At 56.1% G+C, this 19,988-nt stretch carries 20 protein-coding genes; 13 read left to right on the forward strand and 7 right to left on the reverse strand.

The genetic code is table 11. The annotated features are described in order from the left end of the window. Positions 1-15 precede the first annotated feature (15 nt). From B1757_RS01240 to B1757_RS01255, 4 genes are read left to right on the forward strand one after another with little or no spacing between them, the layout of a single operon-like run. Positions 16-1,455 (forward strand): efflux transporter outer membrane subunit, encoded by a 1,440-nt coding sequence (locus B1757_RS01240; protein WP_101536594.1) that lies wholly within the window; start codon positions 16-18, stop codon positions 1,453-1,455. Beyond that, the gene (locus tag B1757_RS01245) at positions 1,452-3,602 is read left to right on the forward strand and encodes an FUSC family protein (RefSeq protein WP_101536595.1); all 2,151 of its coding nucleotides are present in this window, start codon (positions 1,452-1,454) and stop codon (positions 3,600-3,602) included. Before B1757_RS01240 ends, B1757_RS01245 begins: the two co-directional genes overlap by 4 nt. Further along, the gene (locus B1757_RS01250) at positions 3,592-3,792 is read left to right on the forward strand and encodes a DUF1656 domain-containing protein (protein ID WP_101536596.1); all 201 of its coding nucleotides are present in this window, start codon (positions 3,592-3,594) and stop codon (positions 3,790-3,792) included. Before B1757_RS01245 ends, B1757_RS01250 begins: the two co-directional genes overlap by 11 nt. After that, positions 3,789-4,661: an efflux RND transporter periplasmic adaptor subunit gene (locus tag B1757_RS01255; protein WP_216360805.1), complete on the forward strand. Its 873-nt coding sequence runs from the start codon at positions 3,789-3,791 to the stop codon at positions 4,659-4,661. The genes B1757_RS01250 and B1757_RS01255 overlap by 4 nt, the downstream gene beginning before the upstream one ends. Positions 4,662-4,712: 51 nt before the next feature. Here the strand turns inward: B1757_RS01255 and metE are convergent, their stop codons facing one another. The 5 genes from metE to metX all read right to left on the reverse strand — a co-directional run bounded on the left by metE (position 4,713) and on the right by metX (position 10,435). After that, positions 4,713-7,067: a 5-methyltetrahydropteroyltriglutamate--homocysteine S-methyltransferase gene (metE, locus tag B1757_RS01260; RefSeq protein WP_101536597.1), complete on the reverse strand. Its 2,355-nt coding sequence runs from the start codon at positions 7,065-7,067 to the stop codon at positions 4,713-4,715. A gap of 95 nt (positions 7,068-7,162) precedes the next feature. Then, on the reverse strand, positions 7,163-7,948 hold the full coding sequence (gene ubiE / locus B1757_RS01265) for a bifunctional demethylmenaquinone methyltransferase/2-methoxy-6-polyprenyl-1,4-benzoquinol methylase UbiE (RefSeq protein ID WP_101536598.1): 786 nt from the start codon (positions 7,946-7,948) through the stop codon (positions 7,163-7,165). A 55-nt stretch (positions 7,949-8,003) separates the two neighbouring features. Beyond that, entirely contained in the window at positions 8,004-8,660 is a 657-nt protein-coding gene (locus B1757_RS01270; RefSeq protein ID WP_101536599.1) for a glutathione S-transferase family protein, read from the reverse strand. Positions 8,661-8,681: 21 nt separating this feature from the next. Beyond that, positions 8,682-9,287 carry a methionine biosynthesis protein MetW gene (gene metW, locus B1757_RS01275; RefSeq protein ID WP_101536600.1) on the reverse strand — a complete coding sequence of 202 codons (606 nt, stop codon included), beginning with the start codon at positions 9,285-9,287 and terminating at the stop codon, positions 8,682-8,684. Further along, the gene (metX, locus tag B1757_RS01280) at positions 9,284-10,435 is read right to left on the reverse strand and encodes a homoserine O-succinyltransferase MetX (RefSeq protein ID WP_101536601.1); all 1,152 of its coding nucleotides are present in this window, start codon (positions 10,433-10,435) and stop codon (positions 9,284-9,286) included. The genes metW and metX overlap by 4 nt, the downstream gene beginning before the upstream one ends. Before the next feature lie 212 nt (positions 10,436-10,647). Between metX and B1757_RS01285 the strand changes: the two genes are divergently transcribed. The 9 genes from B1757_RS01285 (at position 10,648) to B1757_RS01325 (ending at position 17,872) form a co-directional block, all read left to right on the forward strand. After that, positions 10,648-11,433 carry a hypothetical protein gene (locus B1757_RS01285; RefSeq protein WP_438263614.1) on the forward strand — a complete coding sequence of 262 codons (786 nt, stop codon included), beginning with the start codon at positions 10,648-10,650 and terminating at the stop codon, positions 11,431-11,433. A gap of 105 nt (positions 11,434-11,538) precedes the next feature. Then, a complete protein-coding gene (glyA, locus tag B1757_RS01290; protein WP_101536602.1) occupies positions 11,539-12,783 on the forward strand; it encodes a serine hydroxymethyltransferase in 1,245 nt (414 codons plus the stop codon). Positions 12,784-12,789: 6 nt separating this feature from the next. Then, positions 12,790-13,278 (forward strand): transcriptional regulator NrdR, encoded by a 489-nt coding sequence (gene nrdR, locus B1757_RS01295; protein WP_101536603.1) that lies wholly within the window; start codon positions 12,790-12,792, stop codon positions 13,276-13,278. Next, a complete protein-coding gene (gene ribD, locus B1757_RS01300; protein ID WP_253253649.1) occupies positions 13,268-14,368 on the forward strand; it encodes a bifunctional diaminohydroxyphosphoribosylaminopyrimidine deaminase/5-amino-6-(5-phosphoribosylamino)uracil reductase RibD in 1,101 nt (366 codons plus the stop codon). The genes nrdR and ribD overlap by 11 nt, the downstream gene beginning before the upstream one ends. Positions 14,369-14,371: 3 nt before the next feature. Then, a complete protein-coding gene (locus B1757_RS01305) occupies positions 14,372-15,028 on the forward strand; it encodes a riboflavin synthase (protein WP_101536604.1) in 657 nt (218 codons plus the stop codon). Further along, positions 15,025-16,146, forward strand: a complete 1,122-nt coding sequence (ribB, locus tag B1757_RS01310) for a 3,4-dihydroxy-2-butanone-4-phosphate synthase (RefSeq protein WP_101536605.1) — start codon at positions 15,025-15,027, stop codon at positions 16,144-16,146. The genes B1757_RS01305 and ribB overlap by 4 nt, the downstream gene beginning before the upstream one ends. Before the next feature lie 9 nt (positions 16,147-16,155). Further along, positions 16,156-16,620, forward strand: a complete 465-nt coding sequence (ribH, locus tag B1757_RS01315) for a 6,7-dimethyl-8-ribityllumazine synthase (RefSeq protein WP_101536606.1) — start codon at positions 16,156-16,158, stop codon at positions 16,618-16,620. Between the two features lie 6 nt (positions 16,621-16,626). Continuing rightward, positions 16,627-17,070, forward strand: coding sequence for a transcription antitermination factor NusB (nusB, locus tag B1757_RS01320; RefSeq protein WP_101536607.1), 444 nt, complete (start codon positions 16,627-16,629; stop codon positions 17,068-17,070). A 226-nt stretch (positions 17,071-17,296) separates the two neighbouring features. Continuing rightward, entirely contained in the window at positions 17,297-17,872 is a 576-nt protein-coding gene (locus B1757_RS01325) for a tetratricopeptide repeat protein (protein WP_101536608.1), read from the forward strand. An 18-nt stretch (positions 17,873-17,890) separates the two neighbouring features. Here B1757_RS01325 and B1757_RS01330 read toward each other — a convergent pair whose 3' ends face one another. Further along, positions 17,891-18,235: a LapA family protein gene (locus B1757_RS01330; protein WP_101536609.1), complete on the reverse strand. Its 345-nt coding sequence runs from the start codon at positions 18,233-18,235 to the stop codon at positions 17,891-17,893. Positions 18,236-18,270: 35 nt separating this feature from the next. Next, a complete protein-coding gene (ubiB, locus tag B1757_RS01335; RefSeq protein ID WP_101536610.1) occupies positions 18,271-19,953 on the reverse strand; it encodes a ubiquinone biosynthesis regulatory protein kinase UbiB in 1,683 nt (560 codons plus the stop codon). Between the last annotated feature and the right edge of the window lie 35 nt (positions 19,954-19,988).

Genomic DNA, 19,988 nt, shown 5'->3' on the forward strand with positions numbered 1-19,988 from the left:
CTGGGAGTGTAGCCGTTGCGACGTGGGTATTTTGTGGCCTGGGCATTGCTGATGCTCACCGGTTGTGCTCCACGGATGCCGCATTTGGCGGCACCCGACAAAATCCAGAACCTGCGGATCAGCCCCACACTGGTGACGGGCAGTTCGACCACCCCGGCACAGCCTGATTGGTGGCGATCCTTGCTGAATCCTGCTGAACAGAAAATTCTCCAACTGGCCTTGTCCAAAAATCCTGATTTGGCTGCTGCCGAAGCGCGCGTGCGTCTGGCGACAGCAGATTTGCGTGAGGCTGGCGCTCAGCTTTTACCCCAAGTCCAGGCCAGTGGTCAGTTGGGTATCAGTCAATGGACGAAAAACCAGTTTTATCTGCCGCCTTACGCGGGGGAGACCTCCTGGAATAACGCCCTGAAGCTGGATTTTTCGTACAACCTGGATATCGGGGGGCAAGAACAGGCTCGTGCAAAAGTCGCTCAATACCGTTTGGGTATCGCCGAGCAACGCCGCCGGGCAGCCGTGTTGCTGGTAGAGAATGCGGTCCTGCAACAAATCCTGGCGGTAAGGGCTGATGATGCCATCCTGGCGCAGTTGCATCAGGAACAGACACTATTGCGGCAGATTCAGGAAATCGAGAAAGCACGGTACCAGCAGGGACTGGCCGACTCTCTGCGTGCCCTGGGCTACGCCCGGCGCATTTCCAGTCTGCAGGAAGACATCGTCATCCAACAGGCCAAAGTCCGCAAAAACCGACAGGCTCTGGCCGTGCTCTGCGGCGTGGGTACCCGGTTGCCCAGAGACCTTTCGGCCACGCCGGTCCGTATCCCCCTGTCCGGCTGGCATATTCCCCGACAGATTCCCGCCGCATGGATTGCGGGGCGTCCCGATGTGCTGGCCCGCCGCAGCGCCATTGAGGCTGCCGCAGAAGCTATCCATGTGGCGCGAGATGCCTATTATCCCAACGTCAATATTGTCGCTTTTGCCGGTGGCCTGGCGGCAGCCGGCAGCTTGTTCACTTTTTTGCACCCCGGTTCCCTGCAGGCTGGAGTGGGGCCGGCCATCAGCTTGCCCCTGTTTACCGGTGGCCGTCTGCGGGGCAAATTTGATGCTGCCCGGGCTGATTATCATCTGGCCTTGGCGCAGTATCAGCAGAGTCTCCTGCAGGCCTTGCAGCAGGTTACAGCGACTTTGACCGATTTACAGGCTGCCGGTCAGGAGCGTACCAGCCTGGACCAGCGCGACCATCTCCTGCAGCTTCAAAAGCGCCTGCAGCAACAGCGTTACAAAGCGGGGCTCAGCAATGCTTTGCCCGAACTGGAGGTCAAGCTCACCCTGATCGACAACCATCTGCAACAAACGCGATTGAACGCCCGTGCCCGGCAATCCTTGATCAATCTGTATGCGGCCCTGGGTGGGCGGGTGATTCCGGATACCTGGTTCCAGCATCGGCAAGCACCATGAATTTGGCCACCATTGCCGGTCGCCAAAGCTGGCAGGCTTTCTGGCAGCATAAGGTGCCAGACTGGCTTTTCTGGGGGAAGACCGCCCTGGCGGCGCTGTTGGGGCTATGGCTGGCCTATCGCTTTCAGCTCGACTCCCCCGGCACTGTGGTCATTACTGTCTTCATTGTCATGCAGTCACGCAATGGTATGGTGCTGGCCAAGAGTTTTTATCGCGCGATTGGCACCATCGTTGGGAGTATCGTGGCCTTGTTACTGGTAGCGGCTTTCCCCGATGCGCGTTTCGGGTTTTTGGCGGGTCTTGCGCTGTGGGTAGGTTTTTGTACGGCGGGCGCCCGGTATTTCCGGAATTTTCAGGCCTATGCTTTTGTGCTGGCGGGCTATACGGCAGCCTTGGTGGGTATCCCTGCCGCCCTCGACCCCAGCCATGCGTTTTTTATCGGGGTGGCGCGTCTCAGTGACGTCATGCTCGGTATTGTGGTGGCCTCGGTGATCAGTGCCCTTGTTTTTCCGCAATCGTTGGAAGAGCTGCTGCGCCAGACTGCCCAGGCCAGACTCCAGCATTTTTTGCGCAACACCCTGCGGGTGCTCGACGGCGGCGTGGTCCGTGCGGACTGGATGGTTTTACATCTGGAAGCGATTCAGGAGACCTTGCAACTGGACAGTTATCGTTCCAGCAGCCTCTTTGAAAGTGCCAGGGGACGACAGCACAATGAACGCACCCAGCAGATGATCGCCGATATGATGATGGCTTCTGGCGCCCTGCATTTATTGAACAGTCATATACGCAGGCTCCGGCGACCGGAATTTGCGCCCCTCAGGGATCCTGTCCAAGCATTGATCACGCCGTTACGACAGGACTTAGAAAAGCTGCAAAAGGACTTGCAACAAAACAGTACGCAGCTGGTGCTGGTACCTATGCAGAAAGTGCTGGAGCGCACGGTCGAGCAGCTGCAGAGCTTGCGTCAGGATTTGCGCGCTTCCCTGAATCCGGCCCAAGCGCTGGGGTTGGATAGTCTGATTCTGTTGCTTACGCGTTTCCTGGCAGAATTGCTGCGGTATCTGGATAGCTACGATCATTTCCAGCATCTGGAGTTACCTCCGGCAACCAGGGATATGCCGCTGGCAAGTTTTGCTCGACCGCCTACGGAAATCGTTCAACCCTTGGGCGCAGCTCTGCGTAGCATCCTGGTTGTAGCTGCTGTGGCATTTTTCTGGCTACAGGCTGCCTGGCCATCGGGACCCGCCGCGCTGATCATCGCCGTAGTGCTCAGCGCCCTTTTTTCGACCTTCCCGAATCCCTTGGCATCGGTTCGCCAAATGGGTTTCGGTATTGTCGGCGCTTTTCTTGCAGCCCTGTTGTTTAGTCTGGAGTTACTGCCGAGAGTGCAGGGTTTTACCCTGCTGGCTCTAGCGCTACTGCCTTTCTTTCTGATATCACCCTGGCTACTGACGCGCACTCGCTGGTCCGGTACGGCGGCCGGATTTGGAATATTTTTCCCACAACTGGCCATTCCCGCCAATGATCAGGCTTTTTCCTACGTGGAAATGCTGAATATGGGCGTCGCAGAGCTCCTTTCAGTATTTCTGGTGGGAATCGCCTTTTTTCTGATTTTTCCGGCTGGAAATAGTTGGGAGCGCCGCCGACTGTTGATGCATTTACGCCAATGGGTTCGCAGGGTGGCCAGCGACGAGGCCTCATTGCGTCTGCGCGGTCGGTTTGAGTTCGAAAGCCGCGAATATTTGCGCTTACTGGCTGCAGACCTGGCACCCCAGCAAACCCGGGATGTGGAAGTGCTGCGCGAGGCGATGCGTTTGAACGAGTTGGGGGAAGCCATCCTGCAGTTACGCACGTTGCTCAATAGACAAACAGAGGGCGGCGATCCTTTGCAGCGCTATCAGGAACAGTATGTGGCGCCCTTGCTGCGCATCATTCAACAAAGTCGTGAGGTCCCTGCAACCCCGGAATATCGGGCGCGGGTCCGGGCCATTCTGGATGCTGTGGCCGAGTTACCTGAGGAGAAAGTGGACCCGGCCCTGCATCCGATTTTGCCTCCCGACGCTTTGTTTCAGGTGTACGTACATGTGATTGCCAGCGTGTCCCGGCGATTGTCTGTGGCGACAGAGGAACAAGTCCATGCCCGTTGAAATGGTCTTTTTTGGCGCTTTGGTGCCAACTCTCCTGCCGGTGTTGGCATTCAGTATTCTGCTTTTTCTGCTGCTCGATAAATGGAGCAGTCGCTGGAATCTGGAGCGTTGGATATGGCATCCAGCGCTGTTTCGACTCTCTTTTTTTGTCATTGTTTTTACGGCCCTGGCCCTGGGAGTCTATGGATGATTCGTCGCTTTGTTCGCGTCCTTGTGACCCTTCTGGTACTGGCTCTTGCCGTCTATCTGGGCTGGCGTTTATGGCATGCCTATATGGACCTTCCGTGGACGCGGGACGCCGTGGTTCAGGCGCAAATTGTCGAGATCAATGGCGATGTGAGTGGCCGGGTCACGCAGGTTTTGGTCAAGGATAACCAGTCTGTCGCAGCGGGGGCTTTGCTGTTTCGTATTGATCCGCAGCGCTATCAGTTAGCCCTGGATAAAGCCCAAGCGACCCTCGCCGAAGCCAGTACCCGGCTGGCCCTGCGTCGTGAGCAGGCAGCGCGGCGTGCCGGTTTGCCTGCGGCTGCAGTTTCTGCCGAGGCCCGTTCCGATGCCGAGCTGGCAGTCCGCGTCGCAGCAGAACAACTGCGCGCCGCTCAGGCGGCTGTGCGTTTGGCGGCTTATGACTTGTCGCGAACAGCGGTCCGGGCACCGGTTGCCGGCACCATTACGCATCTGCGGCTGCGTGCCGGAGATTATGCACAGCAGGGTCAAGCCCTGTTGGCTCTGGTGGAAGCCAAGTCCTACTGGATTGATGCTTATTTTGAGCAGACCCGCCTTCGGGGTGTGCATATTGGCGAGCATGCCCGGATTACCCTGTTGGGGGCGCATGAGAGCCTGCCCGGAATCGTGGAGAGCATCGCTCCAGCCATTGCTGACCGCGAAAGTCAGACCGGCGAGAGGTTACAGGCCAGAGTGCGGGCAAGCTTCAACTGGGTGCGGTTACCTTCAAGAATCCCGGTGCGCATTCGCTTGCTCAAAAACCCCAACAATTTTCCTCTGGTGGCCGGCATGATCTGCTCCGTGCGGATCGAAAAAAAGTCGCAGCATCAATAAATGAAAAGGCCCCAATAAAGGGGCCTTGGTGATGCAACAATCCCGGAGGAATCAGACGTGTTTGGCACGTACCTGCTTGGCGGCTTCCACCATGTTTTCCAGCGCCGGAGTGACTTCTGCCCACTTGCGGGTCTTGAGTCCGCAGTCTGGGTTGATCCACAAGCGCTCGGCCGGGACCACCTTGACGGCTTTTTCCATCAGCCCCACCATTTCTTCAACACTGGGAACGCGGGGGGAATGGATATCATACACACCGGGTCCAATTTCGTTGGGGTAGTTGAAGGTAGCAAAAGCATCCAGCAATTCCATTTGCGAACGGGAAGTCTCGATGGTAATGACATCTGCATCCATGGCCGCAATGGCAGGTAGAATGTCATTGAACTCCGAGTAGCACATATGGGTATGAATTTGCACATCATCGGGGGCAATTTGCGCAGAAATACGGAATGCGCGCGATGCCCAGTTCAGATAGTGATCCCAGTCCTTGCGCTTGAGGGGCAGTCCTTCGCGGTAGGCGGGTTCGTCAATCTGAATGATGCCGATACCGGCGTCGATCAGATCCTTGACCTCATCACGGATGGCCAGGGCAATTTGCAGGGCGGTTCTTTCTCGGGGTTGGTCATCGCGGACAAAAGACCACTGCAGGATGGTTACGGGTCCGGTGAGCATGCCTTTCATGGGACGTTGGGTTAGAGACTGGGCATATTGGCTCCAGGCCACGGTCATGGGGGTGGGGCGGGACACGTCGCCAAAAATCAACGGCGGTTTTACATAGCGTGAGCCGTAGCTCTGTACCCAGCCATGGCGGGTAAAGGCAAATCCGGCCAGCTGCTCACCAAAATATTCCACCATGTCATTCCGTTCAGGTTCACCATGCACCGGTACATCAATACCCAGGCGTTCCTGTTCTTTCACCACCAGGGCAATTTCCGCTTCCATCGCCTTCTGATAGTCAGTGTCGCTCAGTTCGCCCTTGCGGTTCTGCAGGCGGGCCTTACGAATTTCAGGGGTCTGAGGGAAACTGCCGATGCTGGTGGTGGGGAATGCGGGCAGCTTGAAACGCGCCCGTTGTGCGGCTTCGCGCGCCGGGAAAGGACTTTTGCGCTGTCCGTCATCCTGACCCAGACCCTCAAGGCGCTGGGCCACAGCCGGGTTGTGAATGCGCGGGGAGGTTTTGCGGGAATGCACGGCAGCGCGGGCAGTAGCCAGCTCCTGAGCGACGCCATCCACGCCGGCGTTGAGGGCACGGCCGAGAATGGCGACCTCATCCAGTTTCTGCACCGAGAAAGCCAGCCAGGATTTCAGCTCGGCATCCAGTTCGTTTTCCTGATCCAGATCCACGGGGGTGTGCAGGAGGCTGCAGGAAGGAGCCACCCAGAGGCGCTCGCCCAACTGTTGATGGGCGGGTTCCAGCAGTTTCAGACCGGCATCCAGGTCAGCACGCCAGACATTGCGACCATCTACTACGCCCAGGGAAAGCACTTTTTCGGCGGGATAATTTTTCAGGAAAGTATCCAGTTGCTGGGGAGCGCGGCGCAGGTCCAGATGCAGACCGGCCACCGGTAGGGCCTTGAGGATTTCGGCGTGGTCGGCTACTGAATCAAAATAGGTAGCCAGCAAAATTTTGGGGCTTTTGCCCTTGCTGAGGGTCTGATAAGCCGACTCCAGGGCTTTGCGCCATTCGGCGGGGAGGTCCAGGGCCAGAGCGGGTTCGTCCATCTGTACCCAGTCCACACCCATGGCGGCGAGACGCTCGAGAATTTCGGCATATACCGGCAGCACCTTGGGCAGCAGGGTCAGGCGATCAAAGCAGGCATTGCCCACCGGGGCGCCGTGACCATGACAGGCGCTGTCATCATGATGATGCTGAGCTTCATGATGGGCTTCGGCATTCAGGTCCTTTTCCTTGCCCAGCCACAAATAGGTGATGGGACCGACGAGCACGGGCTTGGCCTTGATACCCAGGGCCTGGGCTTCCTTGACCTGATCAAACAGGCGCTCGCTGCTCAGGCTGAAGGTCATGTTTTCGTGGAATTCTGGGACGATGAAATGGTAGTTGGTATCAAACCATTTGGTCATTTCCATGGCAGGCTGAGTGCTGGAGCCACGGGCCATGGCAAAAAAGGTATCCAGGCCGACCTGGCTACCGGAAAAACCATAACGCGGGGGAATGGCGCCGAGGGTGCAGCTCATGTCCAGCATATGGTCATAAAGGCTGAAATCACCGACCGGAATCAGATCCATCCCACAGGTCTGCTGGATTTTCCAGTGGCGGTCACGTAACTGGGCAGCGCGGGATTGCAGTTCCTTTTCGTCAATTTCCTTGGACCAAAAGCTTTCCAGTGCTTTTTTGAGTTCGCGTTTATGACCGATACGCGGAAAACCGAGACTGTGAACGGACGTCATGGGCATTACTCCTCTGCGAAAATTGAGGTCATCATGCCCTGCCCGGAGTCTCGGCTCAAGAGGGAATTTTTAGGTGTTCAGATGAAAAGCATTCATCAGTCCATATGAAAGCCGCGATGCAGTGCGACAATGCCCCCCGATAAATTGAACACTTCCACTCGCTCCAGTCCGGCATCTTCCATCATCATCTTGAAAGTATCCTGGTCGGGGAAACGACGGATGGATTCCACCAGATATTGATAACTTTCCCGATCCTTGGCCACGAGTTCGCCAATGCGCGGGAGCAGCTGAAAGGAGTAGAGATCGTAGATGGACTGTAAACCCGGCCAGCGCGGGTGGGAAAATTCCAGAATCAAGGCGCGGCCACCGGTCTTGAGGACGCGATGAATTTCCTTCAGGGCGCGCTCGGGGTGGGTCATGTTGCGGATTCCGAAGGCGAGGGTCACCAGATCAAATTCGCGATCAGGGAAGGGGAGTTCTTCGGCATTGGCTTCGACGAATTCGACCCCGGCGACAATCCCCTTGTCGGCCAGGCGCGTTTCGCCAACGGCGAGCATTTCCGGATTGATGTCCGATACGACGATGGATCCCCGGGGTTGGATGCGCGGATAAATGGCGGCGGCCAGATCTCCGGTTCCTCCAGCCAGGTCCAGCACCCGCTGGCCGGGGCGGGGGCGGGCCAGATCGACCGTGAAGCGTTTCCACAGACGATGGACACCGAGTGACATCAGGTCATTCATCAGGTCGTATTTGCCCGCAACACTGCTGAATACTCCTTTGACCAGATGCTCCTTTTCAGTTTCCGGAACTTCCTGGTAGCCAAAGTGGGTGGTGGGCACAAGCGCCTGATCCTGCATGTCCTCTCCCTGTTGATCACTCATATTGCACGACTCCTGTTATCGTAAATGCGGCTTCCAGCCATTCAGACCCGACCTGTCAGACTGAGCGTAGCAGAAGACTGCCTTTTTCGCTGATATAATTGCGCAGTCGTTCCGGAAAGTCAGCCGTGACGGAACCGGCTACTTCCGGTAATTCCATGAGCAAGGCCGTCCAGCGCCGCAGTTTGCCCAAGGCTTCCCAGCGCGGTAATGGTCTTAAGGCATGGAGGATTTCCATGCGCATGAATAAGGGCGCATAAGCCGCATCTACCAGGCTGAAGTTTTGGCCGGCAAAAAAATGGTTTCCGGTCATGTTTTTTTCGAGCCGCTCCAGTTTGTCGAAGAGTTGGCGACTGGCAGCGGTAAAGCGCTCTTCTCCCTGGGCGATCATCATCTGGAACTGGTCACCGATCATTTCGCTACCAAAGGCAATCCAGGCGCGATGCTGGGCGCGCTCCAGCGGGTCGGCAGGATGTAATGCCGGCGCAATGGTTTCATCCAGGTATTCATTGATGACCTGGGACTCAAAAAGCACCGTATCCGTACCGATTTTCAGGCAGGGCACTTTACCCATGGGGGATAAAGCCAGAAACCATTCGGGTTTGTGGGCAAGATCAATGTGGGTGAGTTTGAAGCCTACCTGCTTGTGCAGTAGAGTGATCACGGAGCGCTGCACATAAGGGCAGAGGGGGAAGCTGATCAGTTCCAGAGTCATGGCATGCTCCTCGCGTAGGCCTTAGCGTGCGCCCAGCGCACAGCGATACAAGGCGACTTCTCCAAATAAATTAGGTAAGAGACGATTGCGCCAGGTGCTATGGCGCCGGTCATTCAGCACCACCCGCTGATGGATGACAATACCGTTATCAGCGCAGAGCTGCTCGAAATCCCGAATCGTACACAGGTGAATGTTGGGAGTATCATACCACGTATGCGGCAAGGCGTCTGTGGTCGGCATTTTTCCGAGAACACCCAGTTGCCAGCGCGCATGCCAGTGGCCCATGTTGGGAAAAGTGACAATCACTTCGCGGCCCACTCGTAACATTTCCTGTAATAATTGCAGTGGAAAGTTTGTCGCCTGGAGTGTCAGGGAGAGTACGACAGTATCCACGCTGAGATCGGCAAAATTTTTGAGCCCCTGATCGAGATCCTGCTGAATAACCGGAATCCCACGGCGAATGGCCGCAACCACACGGTCTTCTTCAATTTCCACCCCATAACCCTGGACCTCTTTTTCGGCACGCAGGTAGGCCAGAAGTTCTCCCTCCCCGCAACCCAGATCGAGAATGCGGCTCTGGGGAGCAATCCAGTCGGCAATGATGGCCAGGTCACGGCGCAGCTTCATAGGCCAATTTCCTCGGCAACGCGCTGCAGATAAGTGCGCAGGACGGCCACGTATTGGGGGATGGGCATTAAAAACGAATCATGGCCGTGGGTGGATTCGATTTCGGCATAGCTGACATCACGATTGCAGGTATAAAGCGCTTGGACGATTTCCCGGGACCGCTCCGGGGAAAAGCGCCAGTCGGAGCTGAAAGAAATGACCAGATAAGCGGCTTGAATCGGCGTAAAGGCTTCTGCCAGATTGCCTCCGTAGGCACTAGCCGGATCAAAGTAATCCAGGGCTTTGGTAATGTAGAGATAGCTGTTGGCATCAAAGCGTTCGACAAAGCTGGAGCCCTGATAGCGCAAATAGCTTTCCACTTCAAAATCCACATCAAAACCAAAAGAGAAAGCCTTGCCGCCCCGGGTTTCGCGGCCAAACTTGCTGCGCATGGCATCATCGGAAAGGTAGGTGATGTGGCCGATCATGCGCGCCAGGGAGAGGCCCCGACGAGGTTTGGTGTCGTGGGCATAATAGCGGCCATTATGAAAATCGGGGTCGGTCATGATGGCCTGTCGGCAGACTTCGTTGAAAGCGATATTCTGCGCGGTCAATTTGGGAGCGGCAGCAATGACGACGGCATTACGCAGGCGTTCCGGATAATCCATGCTCCACTGCATGACCTGCATACCGCCCAGGCTGCCACCAATGACGGCAGCCCATTGCGCAATATCCAGATAGTCCGCCAGATCGGCCTGGGTTTTTACCCAGTCCCTCACCGTCACCATAGGAAAATCCAGCCCCCAGGGGCTGCCAGTTTCTGGATTGATGCTGGCGGGGCCGGTTGAACCTTTGCACGATCCGATGAAATTGGCGCAGACGAAAAAGAATTGCTTCGTATCCATGGCCTTGCCGGGACCGAGCAGATGTTCCCACCAGCCCGGTTTGCGGTCTTCCAGCTGATGATAACCGGCGGCATGATGGTCACCGGAGAGGGCGTGACAGAGCAGGATGGCGTTACTGCGATCCTTATTCAATACGCCATAAGTTTCATAAACCAAGGTGTAGCCAGGTAAGCTTCGCCCGCACTCCAGTTGCAGGTCGCCCGGAAAGGCGGCTGTCTGCGGTATGACCAATCCAACGGAATCAGCAGGTATCTGAGCAGGCATGGTATGCTTTTCTAATCATCATAACAGAGCCGGGTGAGTCTAAACTTCAAGAGCGGCGGCGACAAGCGGCATGCAGGCAAACATCGCGTGCGGCCAACTCGGAGTAAAATTCTGTGTAGGAATTTTGTATTCATCCATCTGGATGGTTTAGAATATTTAATGGATATATTCTGCATCAAGTTGTGTTTGGCCATGTGCCAAAGTGCCGGGGGATGATTTTGGCTTGGAAGTGGGTAAGTCGCGTAGTCAGCTGGGTCGAAGGGGGTGCTGAGTTAGTCATGGCCCGGCCCCGCCCTTGGCTGTGGCTCACTGGGGGTGCTTTGGTGCTGACCGCTATCCCTTTCCCGGAATGGCTGATGTATGCCCTGGCTCCTTTTGGTTTGCTTTTTGGCCTGGAAATTGCCGCCAACACTGACGCAGAAGTGGAATCCTACAGTCCTCGGCAAACGCGTCATGCCCTGCATGTGGCCGTCGTCTGGGGAATGCTTTTTGCTGTTTTTGGCATGATTTTCGAGTTTGGTCAGGATATGGTCGTCATGGGCAGCCTGCTCGCTGGCATCCACATCCCTTGGCATGACAATAGTGGTTTGGGTCAGGGGTTCTGGGGTTGGTGGTTTGCCTTCGGGCAACGTTTCTCGGATTTGTCACTGATGCCCTATTTCTGGTTTTCTCCGGCTTTTTTCGGCATTGCACTGGCCTTGCATAAAGGTCATGGCTGGCTCGAATCCGAGGTGGAAACCACTTTGACCCTGTTGTTCCGACCGGAATTGCGGGATCCCCTGATTGGCCTCTGGGCCATTATTCTGCTCGCCAATCTGTTCATGCCGGCTTTTTCCCAATTGTGGCTGGGCTTGATTGTCTGGGTGCTGGGGCCGCCGGTCATTCATGTCGCCTATCAGGACATATTTGCCGACAAACGTCGTCCTCCCCGGAAAAAGAAAGAAACTTCCCGCTTCGTGCTGGCGCAGCATCCCCAGCCGGTGCGCGTCAAGCTCTGATGAGTTTCATTCATGGTTTGCACGCATTTTTTACCCTTGCCGTGAGTGCTTGTATCCATTAGTGTCTAGCCACAAATTTCCCGGAAGTTTTTGAAGGAGTGCAGCATGTTTTCCAAAACCCTCAGTATTGCTGATTTTGACCCCACCTTGTGGGATGCCATGCGCAAGGAAACCCAACGTCAGGAAGACCATGTGGAACTCATTGCTTCCGAAAACTATACCAGTCCCATGGTCATGGCGGCCCAGGGTTCGGTGTTGACCAACAAGTACGCCGAGGGCTATCCGGGAAAACGCTATTATGGTGGCTGCGAATATGTGGACATTGCCGAACAGCTTGCCATGGATCGTGCCCTGGAGCTCTTCGGTGCCGAACATGCCAATGTGCAGCCCCATTCCGGTTCTCAGGCCAATCAGGCTGTGTATCTTTCGGTTTTGCAGCCGGGCGATAAAATCATGGGCATGAGTCTGGCCCATGGTGGACATCTGACCCACGGTGCCAAGGTCAATGTATCGGGTAAGCTCTTTCAGGTGGCTGCCTATGGGGTGCGGGCTGAAGATGGGCGCATTGATTATGATGCCCTGGCGGCCCAAGCCGAACAGGAACGCCCCAAAATGATCGTCGCCGGGGCCAGCGCCTATTCCCGCATCATTGATTTTGAAAAAATCGGTGAGATTGCCCGGAGTATCGGTGCGTATCTGCTGGTGGATATGGCGCACATTGCCGGCCTGGTCGCCGCCGGTTTGCATCCCAGCCCGGTGCCCCATGCTGATTTTGTCACCACCACCACCCACAAAACGCTGCGTGGTCCCCGTGGCGGCCTGATTCTTTGCCGTGGAGAGTACGCCAAGAAGGTGAACTCGCTGATTTTCCCGGGATTACAGGGCGGTCCTCTGATGCATGTCATTGCCGGCAAGGCGATAGCCTTCCGGGAAGCCCTGCAGCCCGAATTCAAAACCTATCAGCAGCAGGTCATTCGTAATGCCCAGACCCTGAGCGGAGTCCTGGCTGAGCGCGGTTATACCGCTGTTTCCGGCGGCACCGACAATCACCTCTTCCTCCTCAATCTCGGTGAAAAGGTAACGGGCAAGGAAGCTGAAGAAGCCCTCGGGCGTGCCAATATTACCGTCAACAAAAATGCGGTGCCCTTTGATACCCGTCCGCCGGCCGTCACCAGTGGTATTCGCATCGGTACTCCGGCAGCCACTACCCGTGGCTTTGGCGACGCCGAAATGCAGCGCTTGGGCAAGGGTATTGCCGATGTGCTGGATGCTCCCGGTGATGAGTCGGTCATTACCCGGGTCCAGGCAGATATGATTGCGCTGTGCAAACAGTTTCCGGTTTACGGCTAGGGTTCGGTGTATTGCCCGTTTTGCGCCTTCGCTGATACCCGGGTGGTGGACTCCCGCCTTGCCGATGAGGGCGGGACCGTGCGGCGCCGTCGGGAATGTCCGCAATGTGGGCAACGCTTCACGACTTTTGAGCGGGCTGAGCTGTCCCTGCCGATGGTGGTGAAAACCGATGGTCGTCGCGAGGCTTTCAATGAAGACAAGCTCCAGCGCGGCTTGACCAGGGCGCTCAGTAAAAGGCCCGTGGCCACCGAACAGGTGGATGCGGCCTTGCGGCAGATACAGCGGCGGCTGCGTGAAAAAGGCGATCGGGAAGTACCGGCACGGCTGATCGGAGATCTGGTCATGGAAGCTTTGCGTGGTCTTGATCCCGTTGCTTATGTGCGTTTTGCCTCGGTCTATCGGCGCTTTGAGGATGTGGAAGCCTTCAGCGCCGAAATTGCCCGTTTGAAAGAGGTGCAGTCAACCGATACGGAAGAAGGTGCGGGTGCTGACTGAGGGCGATGCGGCCTTCATGTCGCTGGCGCTGGATTTGGCGCGGCAGGGCTTGTACTCCACTCATCCCAATCCTCGGGTGGGTGCCCTGGTAGTCCAGGGTGAAAACATTGTTGGCCGGGGCGCTCATCTTTTTGCCGGAGAGGCTCATGCCGAGGTCATTGCCCTGGCCGAAGCCGGAGCGGCTGCCCGGGGCGCAACCGTATATGTGACCCTGGAACCCTGTTCCCATCGGGGGCGGACCGGTCCCTGTGCGGATGCCTTGATGGCTGCCGGGGTGGGACGCGTGGTTGTGGCCATGCAGGATCCTAATCCGTTGGTGGCCGGACAGGGTATCGCCCGCCTTCGTGCTGCCGGTATTCCGGTGGATCTGGGCTGCGGCGAAGCGGAAAGCCGGGCGCTGAACCCCGGTTATTTGCAGCGCATGGAAAAGGGGCGTCCCTGGGTTCGTCTGAAGCAGGCTATCAGCCTCGATGGGGCCGTGGCGCTGGCCAATGGCCAGAGTCAGTGGCTGACCGGCACGCTGGCCCGCAGCGATGTGCAAAAAGAGCGGGCACGAGTGAGTGCCATCATGGTAGGAGTAGGTACGGTCCTGGCCGATAATCCGCGTCTGGCCCCGCGCCTGGAAACGCCTTTGCGACGCTATCCAGTCAAGGTGATTCTCGATACGCATTTGCAAACTCCCACTGATGCCGCGCTGTTTTCCTCACCGGGGGCGGTCTGGATTGGCCATGGGCCGGAAGTATCGACTGCAAAGCGCAGTCAGCTGCAAAAGGCGGGGGCGGAGTTGCTGGCGGTTCCCCTGGACGGGACGCGGCTGGATATATTGGAGCTGCTGCGCCTGCTGGCTGGGAAACAGATCAACGAAGTGCTGGTGGAGGCCGGGCCGACCTTGGCGAGTGCCCTGTTTGCTGCAAAATGGGTGGATGAATGGCTGGTATATATGGCGCCTCTGCTGTTGGGTCAGGGGGCGCAGGCGGCGGTGCAGGCGGGACCTTTTGCCCGGCTTGCCGAAGCTCCACGCTGGCAAAGTCGCAGCTTCGAGTTGCTGGACAACGATCTGAAGTGGACCTTGCGTCCGCAGGAGAACTGATAGATGTTCACAGGGATTATTGAGGCACTGGGCCAGGTGCGCCAATTACAGCCCCAGGTTGGTGATTACCGGATGACCCTGGCTTCCGGCGGACTTGATCTGGGAGACGTCAAACTGGGAGACAGTATTGCTGTATCGGGCGTGTGTCTGACGGTAGTGGAACTTCATAAAGACGGTTTTGCGGTGGATGTTTCCCGGGAAACCCTGGACAAGACCCTGCTCGGTAGCCTGAAAACCGGGAGTGCTGTCAATCTTGAAAAAGCCCTGCGCCTGGCTGATCGTCTGGGTGGACATCTGGTAGCCGGTCATGTGGATGGGGTCGGGCAGATTCACAGCGTCCAGGATTCGGGGCGCTCCCAGGTGTTTGCGGTAGCTGCGCCCCGGGAGTTGCTGCGATATATTGCTGCCAAAGGGAGTATCTGTGTGGACGGGATCAGTCTGACCGTCAATGCCCTGGATGGAGAGCGTTTCCTGCTCAACCTGATTCCCCATACCCTGAGCCAGACGACGGCAGCGGCCTGGCGGGTGGGGCAGCGGGTGAATCTTGAGGTAGACTTGATCGCCCGCTATCTGGAACGCTGGGTGGCGACCGAGCCAGATTCGGCGCTAAAATCACCCATCTCTCGCGAATCATTGGCCGCCAAAGGATATCCGGTATGAGTGTAGGTAAAATCAGCCCCGCCGAAGAAATCATTGCCGATATTGCGGCGGGACGTATGGTGATCCTCATGGACGATGAGGGCCGGGAGAATGAGGGCGACCTCATCATGGCGGCAGAGTTTGTGACGCCCGCCGCCATTAATTTCATGGTGACCCAGGCGCGTGGTCTGGTCTGTCTGCCCTTGACCCGGGAGCGCTGCCAACAACTGCGCTTGCCGCAAATGGTCGGGCACAATACCGCCAGCCTCGGTACCGCTTTTACGGTTTCCATTGAGGCGGCCCGGGGCGTGACGACCGGCATTTCAGCAGCAGATCGGGCCGCCACCGTTCAGGCGGCCATTGCGGCCAGCGCTGTACCTGAAGATCTGGTGATGCCCGGGCATATTTTCCCGCTGGCTGCCGAACCAGGTGGCGTGTTGGTACGCGCTGGTCACACCGAGGCAGCAGTCGATCTGGCGCGTCTGGCCGGCTGCCAGCCTGCCGGGGTGATTTGCGAGATCCTCAATGCGGACGGTGAAATGGCACGGTTGCCGGATTTGCTGCCCTATGCGGAGGAACATGGACTCAAAATTGGCACCATTGCCGATTTGATCCGATACCGCCTCGAAAGGGAAAGAATCGTCGAGCGCGAGGCCCAGGGCCCCTGGCATACGCCTTATGGCGATTTCCAATTGCATGTCTATCGTGACTGGGTGGCCCGGGAAACCCATTTTGCCCTGGTCATGGGCGATGTGACAGCTACAGATAGTCCGGTGCTGGTCCGGGTGCAGGTTGGTAAAATTCTCAATGATCTGTTTGCCGGAGCCGCCAGTCCTAATACGCGTGCCTTACAGCACATTGCTGCAGAGGGGCGTGGGGTGTTGGTGTATTTGCACCACGAAGAAACAGTGGAAGAGCTTTTGCAGGAAGTGGCCGCCTTGCCGGAACCTCCTCAAGGACCGGGGCAGTCTGGCGACGCTGGCCGGGTATTACGGACTTTTGGTATCGGGGCCCAGATTTTGACGGATCTGGGTGTGCATCGTGCCGAGGTGTTGAGTGACAGTCAGTTCCAGTATCGGGGAATCGGTGGATTTGGTCTGGAAATTGTTGGGCAACGCCCATTTCAGGAAAACAACTAAGGAAAAATCATGATTCAGCAAATTGAGGGCAGTCTCCAGGCCGGCAAGTATCGTTTTGTGTTGTTGGTTAGTCGTTTCAACAGTTTTATCACCCAGCAACTGGAACAGGGCGCCATTGATGGCCTGCGCCGCCATGGTGCCAGTGACGCGCAAATACATGTGGTCTATGTGCCGGGTGCCTATGAAATTCCGCTGGTGGCCCAAAAATTGGCGCGCAGTGGCAATTATGATGCAGTGCTCTGTCTGGGAGCGGTGATTCGTGGGGGGACCCCGCATTTTGATTATGTGGCGGGAGAAGTTTCCAAAGGCGTCGCACAAGTGGCCATGGACACCGGAGTTCCGGTCATTTTTGGTATATTGACCACGGACAGCATCGAGCAGGCCATTGAGCGGGCTGGCACAAAGGCCGGAAACAAGGGTTTTGATGCGGCCATGACCGCCCTCGAGATGGTGCAATTGCTGGGTAAAATCTGAGCTTCCATGAAAAACAGTCGCCGCCGCCTGGCGCGCCAGGCCATCATCCAGGCTTTATACCAATGGCAGTTAAATCCGGGGCATTGTGCCGATATTGCTCTGCAATTCACGGCCGACCCGGAACGTTTGCAGGGAGCCGATCGGGAATTTTTTAGCAGTGTCTGGGAAGGCGTTTGCCATGCCATCCCGCAACTAGACCCCGCCATAGCTGAGGAAATCCCAGACCGTCGTTGGGAAGATGAAATCAGCGAAGTGGAACGCGCCATTTTGCGTCTGGCAGCTTACGAGCTACGGGATTTGCCGCAAACACCCTACCGGGTAGTGATCAATGAAGCCATTGAACTGGGCAAGGATTTTGGAGCGGAACAGGGACATCGTTTTGTCAATGCCGTACTTGACAAGCTGGCCCAGCGCTGGCGACAGACAGAAACTACCCGGAGCGAATCGTGAAACGCATGGCTTACCTGTTGGAAAAGGTTTTGCTGACCAGTGAGCTGGGCTTGGAAGCACAGGAAAAAAATATATCGCCAGATAAATACTGAGATGCAAGACGAGAAGTACTGAATCCGGTTCTTTTCATGAGGTCTGATCGCTGAAAAAAGTTCTGGCAGTGCCTTAGCTTTATGGTGTAACCTTCACATCTGAAAGCCATTACCTTGTATTCATGGAGTGAATCATGCCTGCTCATCGTTTTTTGCGTATTCCGGTGTTGGCCGCCTGCTCGACGGCCGCCTTGTTACTGCTCGCCGCGCCTTTGGTTGATGCCCAGACCATGGCCGGAAAAGCGGAAATGGAAGATTCTGCCAGTACCCAGCCAGCCGACTTGACCACCGCTAAATTGGAAAACAGTATTGGTACCCGCTGTGCTCTTGGCGAGGGTGTGCCGCAGAACTACACGCTGGCAGCGCAGTGGTTTGAAAAATCTGCTCTGCATGGCTATGGAAAGGCCGAGTACAATCTCGGTATGCAATATTACTTTGGTCAGGGTGTTCCCAAGAATCTGAGCAAGGCGGCGTACTGGTGGAACAAAGCGGCAGAATTAGGGGTTTCCGCCGCGCAATACAACCTGGGTAATCTTTACTTCATGGGCCAGGGCGTGCCGCAGGACTATGCCAAGGCCGCCTTGTGGTGGCATAAGGCGGCAGCTGTGGGCAATGTGCAGGCGAATAAAAACCTGCAGGTACTGGCCCGCACTGTGCCGGCATTCAAGAATGCCACAGTAATTCCGGTCGTGGAGAAAAAAGTCGACTAAACCCGATAATGTCGGATCTCAGTTTTCGATCTTGCTTCCGCTCATGCCGTTGCTTTTTTGAACTCTTAAAGCAGCGGCATGTTCTTTTTCGATGTATTCCCGCTTGCCTCTTTCCTCATTGAGTTGTCCTTCCAGTTCCCCCAGACGCCGTTCGTGACGGCGTATTTTTAACTTGTTACGAATATGGGTCGGCAAGTAAATCAACATGCTGGCAATGAAACCCGCCACAAATCCGCAAAGCAATATCACGCCCTGCGACTGGGCAAAGGTCCAGGAGAAAAAATGTACGGACGTCATGACGTTGTTCTGCACAGCAAATATGACAGCCAATGCAGCGATGATCAGAGAAATAACAACCCACATGATGGTACCCCCCTTTTATGGAATTTATCTTGAAACTAGTCGCGCACTTTGAAAAAACTGGACACCCAACGGAAGCCGATCCAGGTAAGCCCTGGAACCAAAATTAACCAAGCCCATAGTGGCAGGTCGAGAATGGCAAAGTCCAGTTTATGGGCGAGGGCAGCCATGATGCCGATACCGATGACGATAAATGTTCCACTAACCCCAAAGGAAAGGCGTAACATGCCACGGCGAAGCTCTTGCCGGATACCCTCAAGATCCTGATTACGTATGACCAGAGGCAATTCTCCCTGCTGGGTCTGGCGGAGAATATTGTGTAAAAGAATAGGTATTTCTGGCACGACCAGACCCCACTCCGGAAAGTGGCGCTTCATTTCTGTCCACCAGCCACGCGGACCACGTTGTCTGCTGAGCCAGTCAGTGAGTAGCGGGGTGGCTACTTCCCACATATTGAGCGCGGGGTTGAAATCCCTGGCAATTCCTTCGACGTTGACCAGTGTTTTCTGGAGTAAGAGGAGCTGTGGCTGGGTTTGCATATGAAATGCGCGAGTTGTCTGGAAGAGGCGCAACAAAAGGTTGGCCACAGAGATTTCATTTAATGGCTTTTCAAAGACTGGTTCGGCAATGGCGCGGATGGCTGCCTCAAAATCCTGGACATTGGTATCAGGCGGCACCCAACCAGCCTCTACATGCGCTTCGGCGACCCTGCGATAGTCACGTTGAAAAAAAGCGATCATATTTTCGGCCAGATAGTGTTGGCTGGCGTCGTCCAGGCTACCCATGATACCAAAGTCAACAGCAATGAAGCGACCATTTTGCGGATCGATGAAAATATTGCCCGGGTGCATGTCGGCATGAAAATAGGCGTCGCGAAAAACCTGACGGAAAAAAATATCTGCCGCTCGTCGGGAAAGCTGGTCGAAATTGATACCGGCTTTGCGCAAGGCATCCAGTTGACCGATGGGGATGCCATAAATGCGTTCCATCACCAGGACAGAAGAGCTGCAGAAATCCCAGTAAATCTCAGGTATATAAAGTAAGTCCGGATCAGCAGCAAAATTGCGTCGCAATTGACTGGCATTAGCTGCTTCGCGCAATAAATCCAGTTCGCCACGCAAAGTCTTGGCATACTCAGCCACCACCGCACGCACACGCAGGCGTCTGCCTTCCTGGGAATAACGTTCTGCCAGATCGGCCAGCAGCCCTAAAATGGCGAGATCCTGATCGATGATCCGGCGTAGTCCCGGGCGACGGACCTTAATGGCGACTTTACGCCCATCCTGGAGAACGCCAAAATGTACCTGGGCGATTGAAGCGGCTGCAGCGGGCTGAGAGTCGAACTCTGTAAATATGGACGAGACCGGTTTACCTAGTGCTTTTTCAATAATTTCGCGAGCTTGATCGGAGGGGAATGGGGGCACGGCATCCTGGAGCTTGGCTAGTTCCTGAGTAATATAATCAGGCAGCAAGTCGCGCCGGGTGGACAGCATCTGCCCCAGTTTGATGAAGGTGGGGCCTAGTGTTTCAAGGGCTTGACGCAATCGCTCAGCAAAATCACCCTGAGGTTTAGAGCCCAGCCAGGACATGGGACTGAGACGCAGTATGGCCTGATAAGGCTTCAGGATGGGCAGAAAATATAAGACTTCATCCAGGCGGTAGCGCACCAGGACGCGGGTGATGTGCAAGATGCGCACGAAACGAAGCAGGGATTGTCGCATGGCCGCTAGTCTAGCATGGATTCAGGATGCTGCAT

Source organism: Acidithiobacillus marinus (genome assembly GCF_002847505.1).
Lineage (GTDB): Bacteria > Pseudomonadota > Gammaproteobacteria > Acidithiobacillales > Acidithiobacillaceae > Acidithiobacillus > Acidithiobacillus marinus.

Coding starts and splice junctions, on each gene's coding strand:
- B1757_RS01245 (WP_101536595.1), top strand. CDS start 1,452: ATGAATTTGGCCACCATTGCCGGTCGCCAAAGCTGGCAGGCTTTCTGG.
- B1757_RS01250 (WP_101536596.1), top strand. CDS start 3,592: ATGCCCGTTGAAATGGTCTTTTTTGGCGCTTTGGTGCCAACTCTCCTG.
- B1757_RS01255 (WP_216360805.1), top strand. CDS start 3,789: ATGATTCGTCGCTTTGTTCGCGTCCTTGTGACCCTTCTGGTACTGGCT.
- metE (WP_101536597.1), bottom strand. CDS start 7,067: ATGACGTCCGTTCACAGTCTCGGTTTTCCGCGTATCGGTCATAAACGC.
- ubiE (WP_101536598.1), bottom strand. CDS start 7,948: ATGAGTGATCAACAGGGAGAGGACATGCAGGATCAGGCGCTTGTGCCC.
- B1757_RS01270 (WP_101536599.1), bottom strand. CDS start 8,660: ATGACTCTGGAACTGATCAGCTTCCCCCTCTGCCCTTATGTGCAGCGC.
- metW (WP_101536600.1), bottom strand. CDS start 9,287: ATGAAGCTGCGCCGTGACCTGGCCATCATTGCCGACTGGATTGCTCCC.
- metX (WP_101536601.1), bottom strand. CDS start 10,435: ATGCCTGCTCAGATACCTGCTGATTCCGTTGGATTGGTCATACCGCAG.
- B1757_RS01285 (WP_438263614.1), top strand. CDS start 10,648: ATGATTTTGGCTTGGAAGTGGGTAAGTCGCGTAGTCAGCTGGGTCGAA.
- glyA (WP_101536602.1), top strand. CDS start 11,539: ATGTTTTCCAAAACCCTCAGTATTGCTGATTTTGACCCCACCTTGTGG.
- B1757_RS01305 (WP_101536604.1), top strand. CDS start 14,372: ATGTTCACAGGGATTATTGAGGCACTGGGCCAGGTGCGCCAATTACAG.
- ribB (WP_101536605.1), top strand. CDS start 15,025: ATGAGTGTAGGTAAAATCAGCCCCGCCGAAGAAATCATTGCCGATATT.
- ribH (WP_101536606.1), top strand. CDS start 16,156: ATGATTCAGCAAATTGAGGGCAGTCTCCAGGCCGGCAAGTATCGTTTT.
- nusB (WP_101536607.1), top strand. CDS start 16,627: ATGAAAAACAGTCGCCGCCGCCTGGCGCGCCAGGCCATCATCCAGGCT.
- B1757_RS01325 (WP_101536608.1), top strand. CDS start 17,297: ATGCCTGCTCATCGTTTTTTGCGTATTCCGGTGTTGGCCGCCTGCTCG.
- B1757_RS01330 (WP_101536609.1), bottom strand. CDS start 18,235: ATGTGGGTTGTTATTTCTCTGATCATCGCTGCATTGGCTGTCATATTT.
- ubiB (WP_101536610.1), bottom strand. CDS start 19,953: ATGCGACAATCCCTGCTTCGTTTCGTGCGCATCTTGCACATCACCCGC.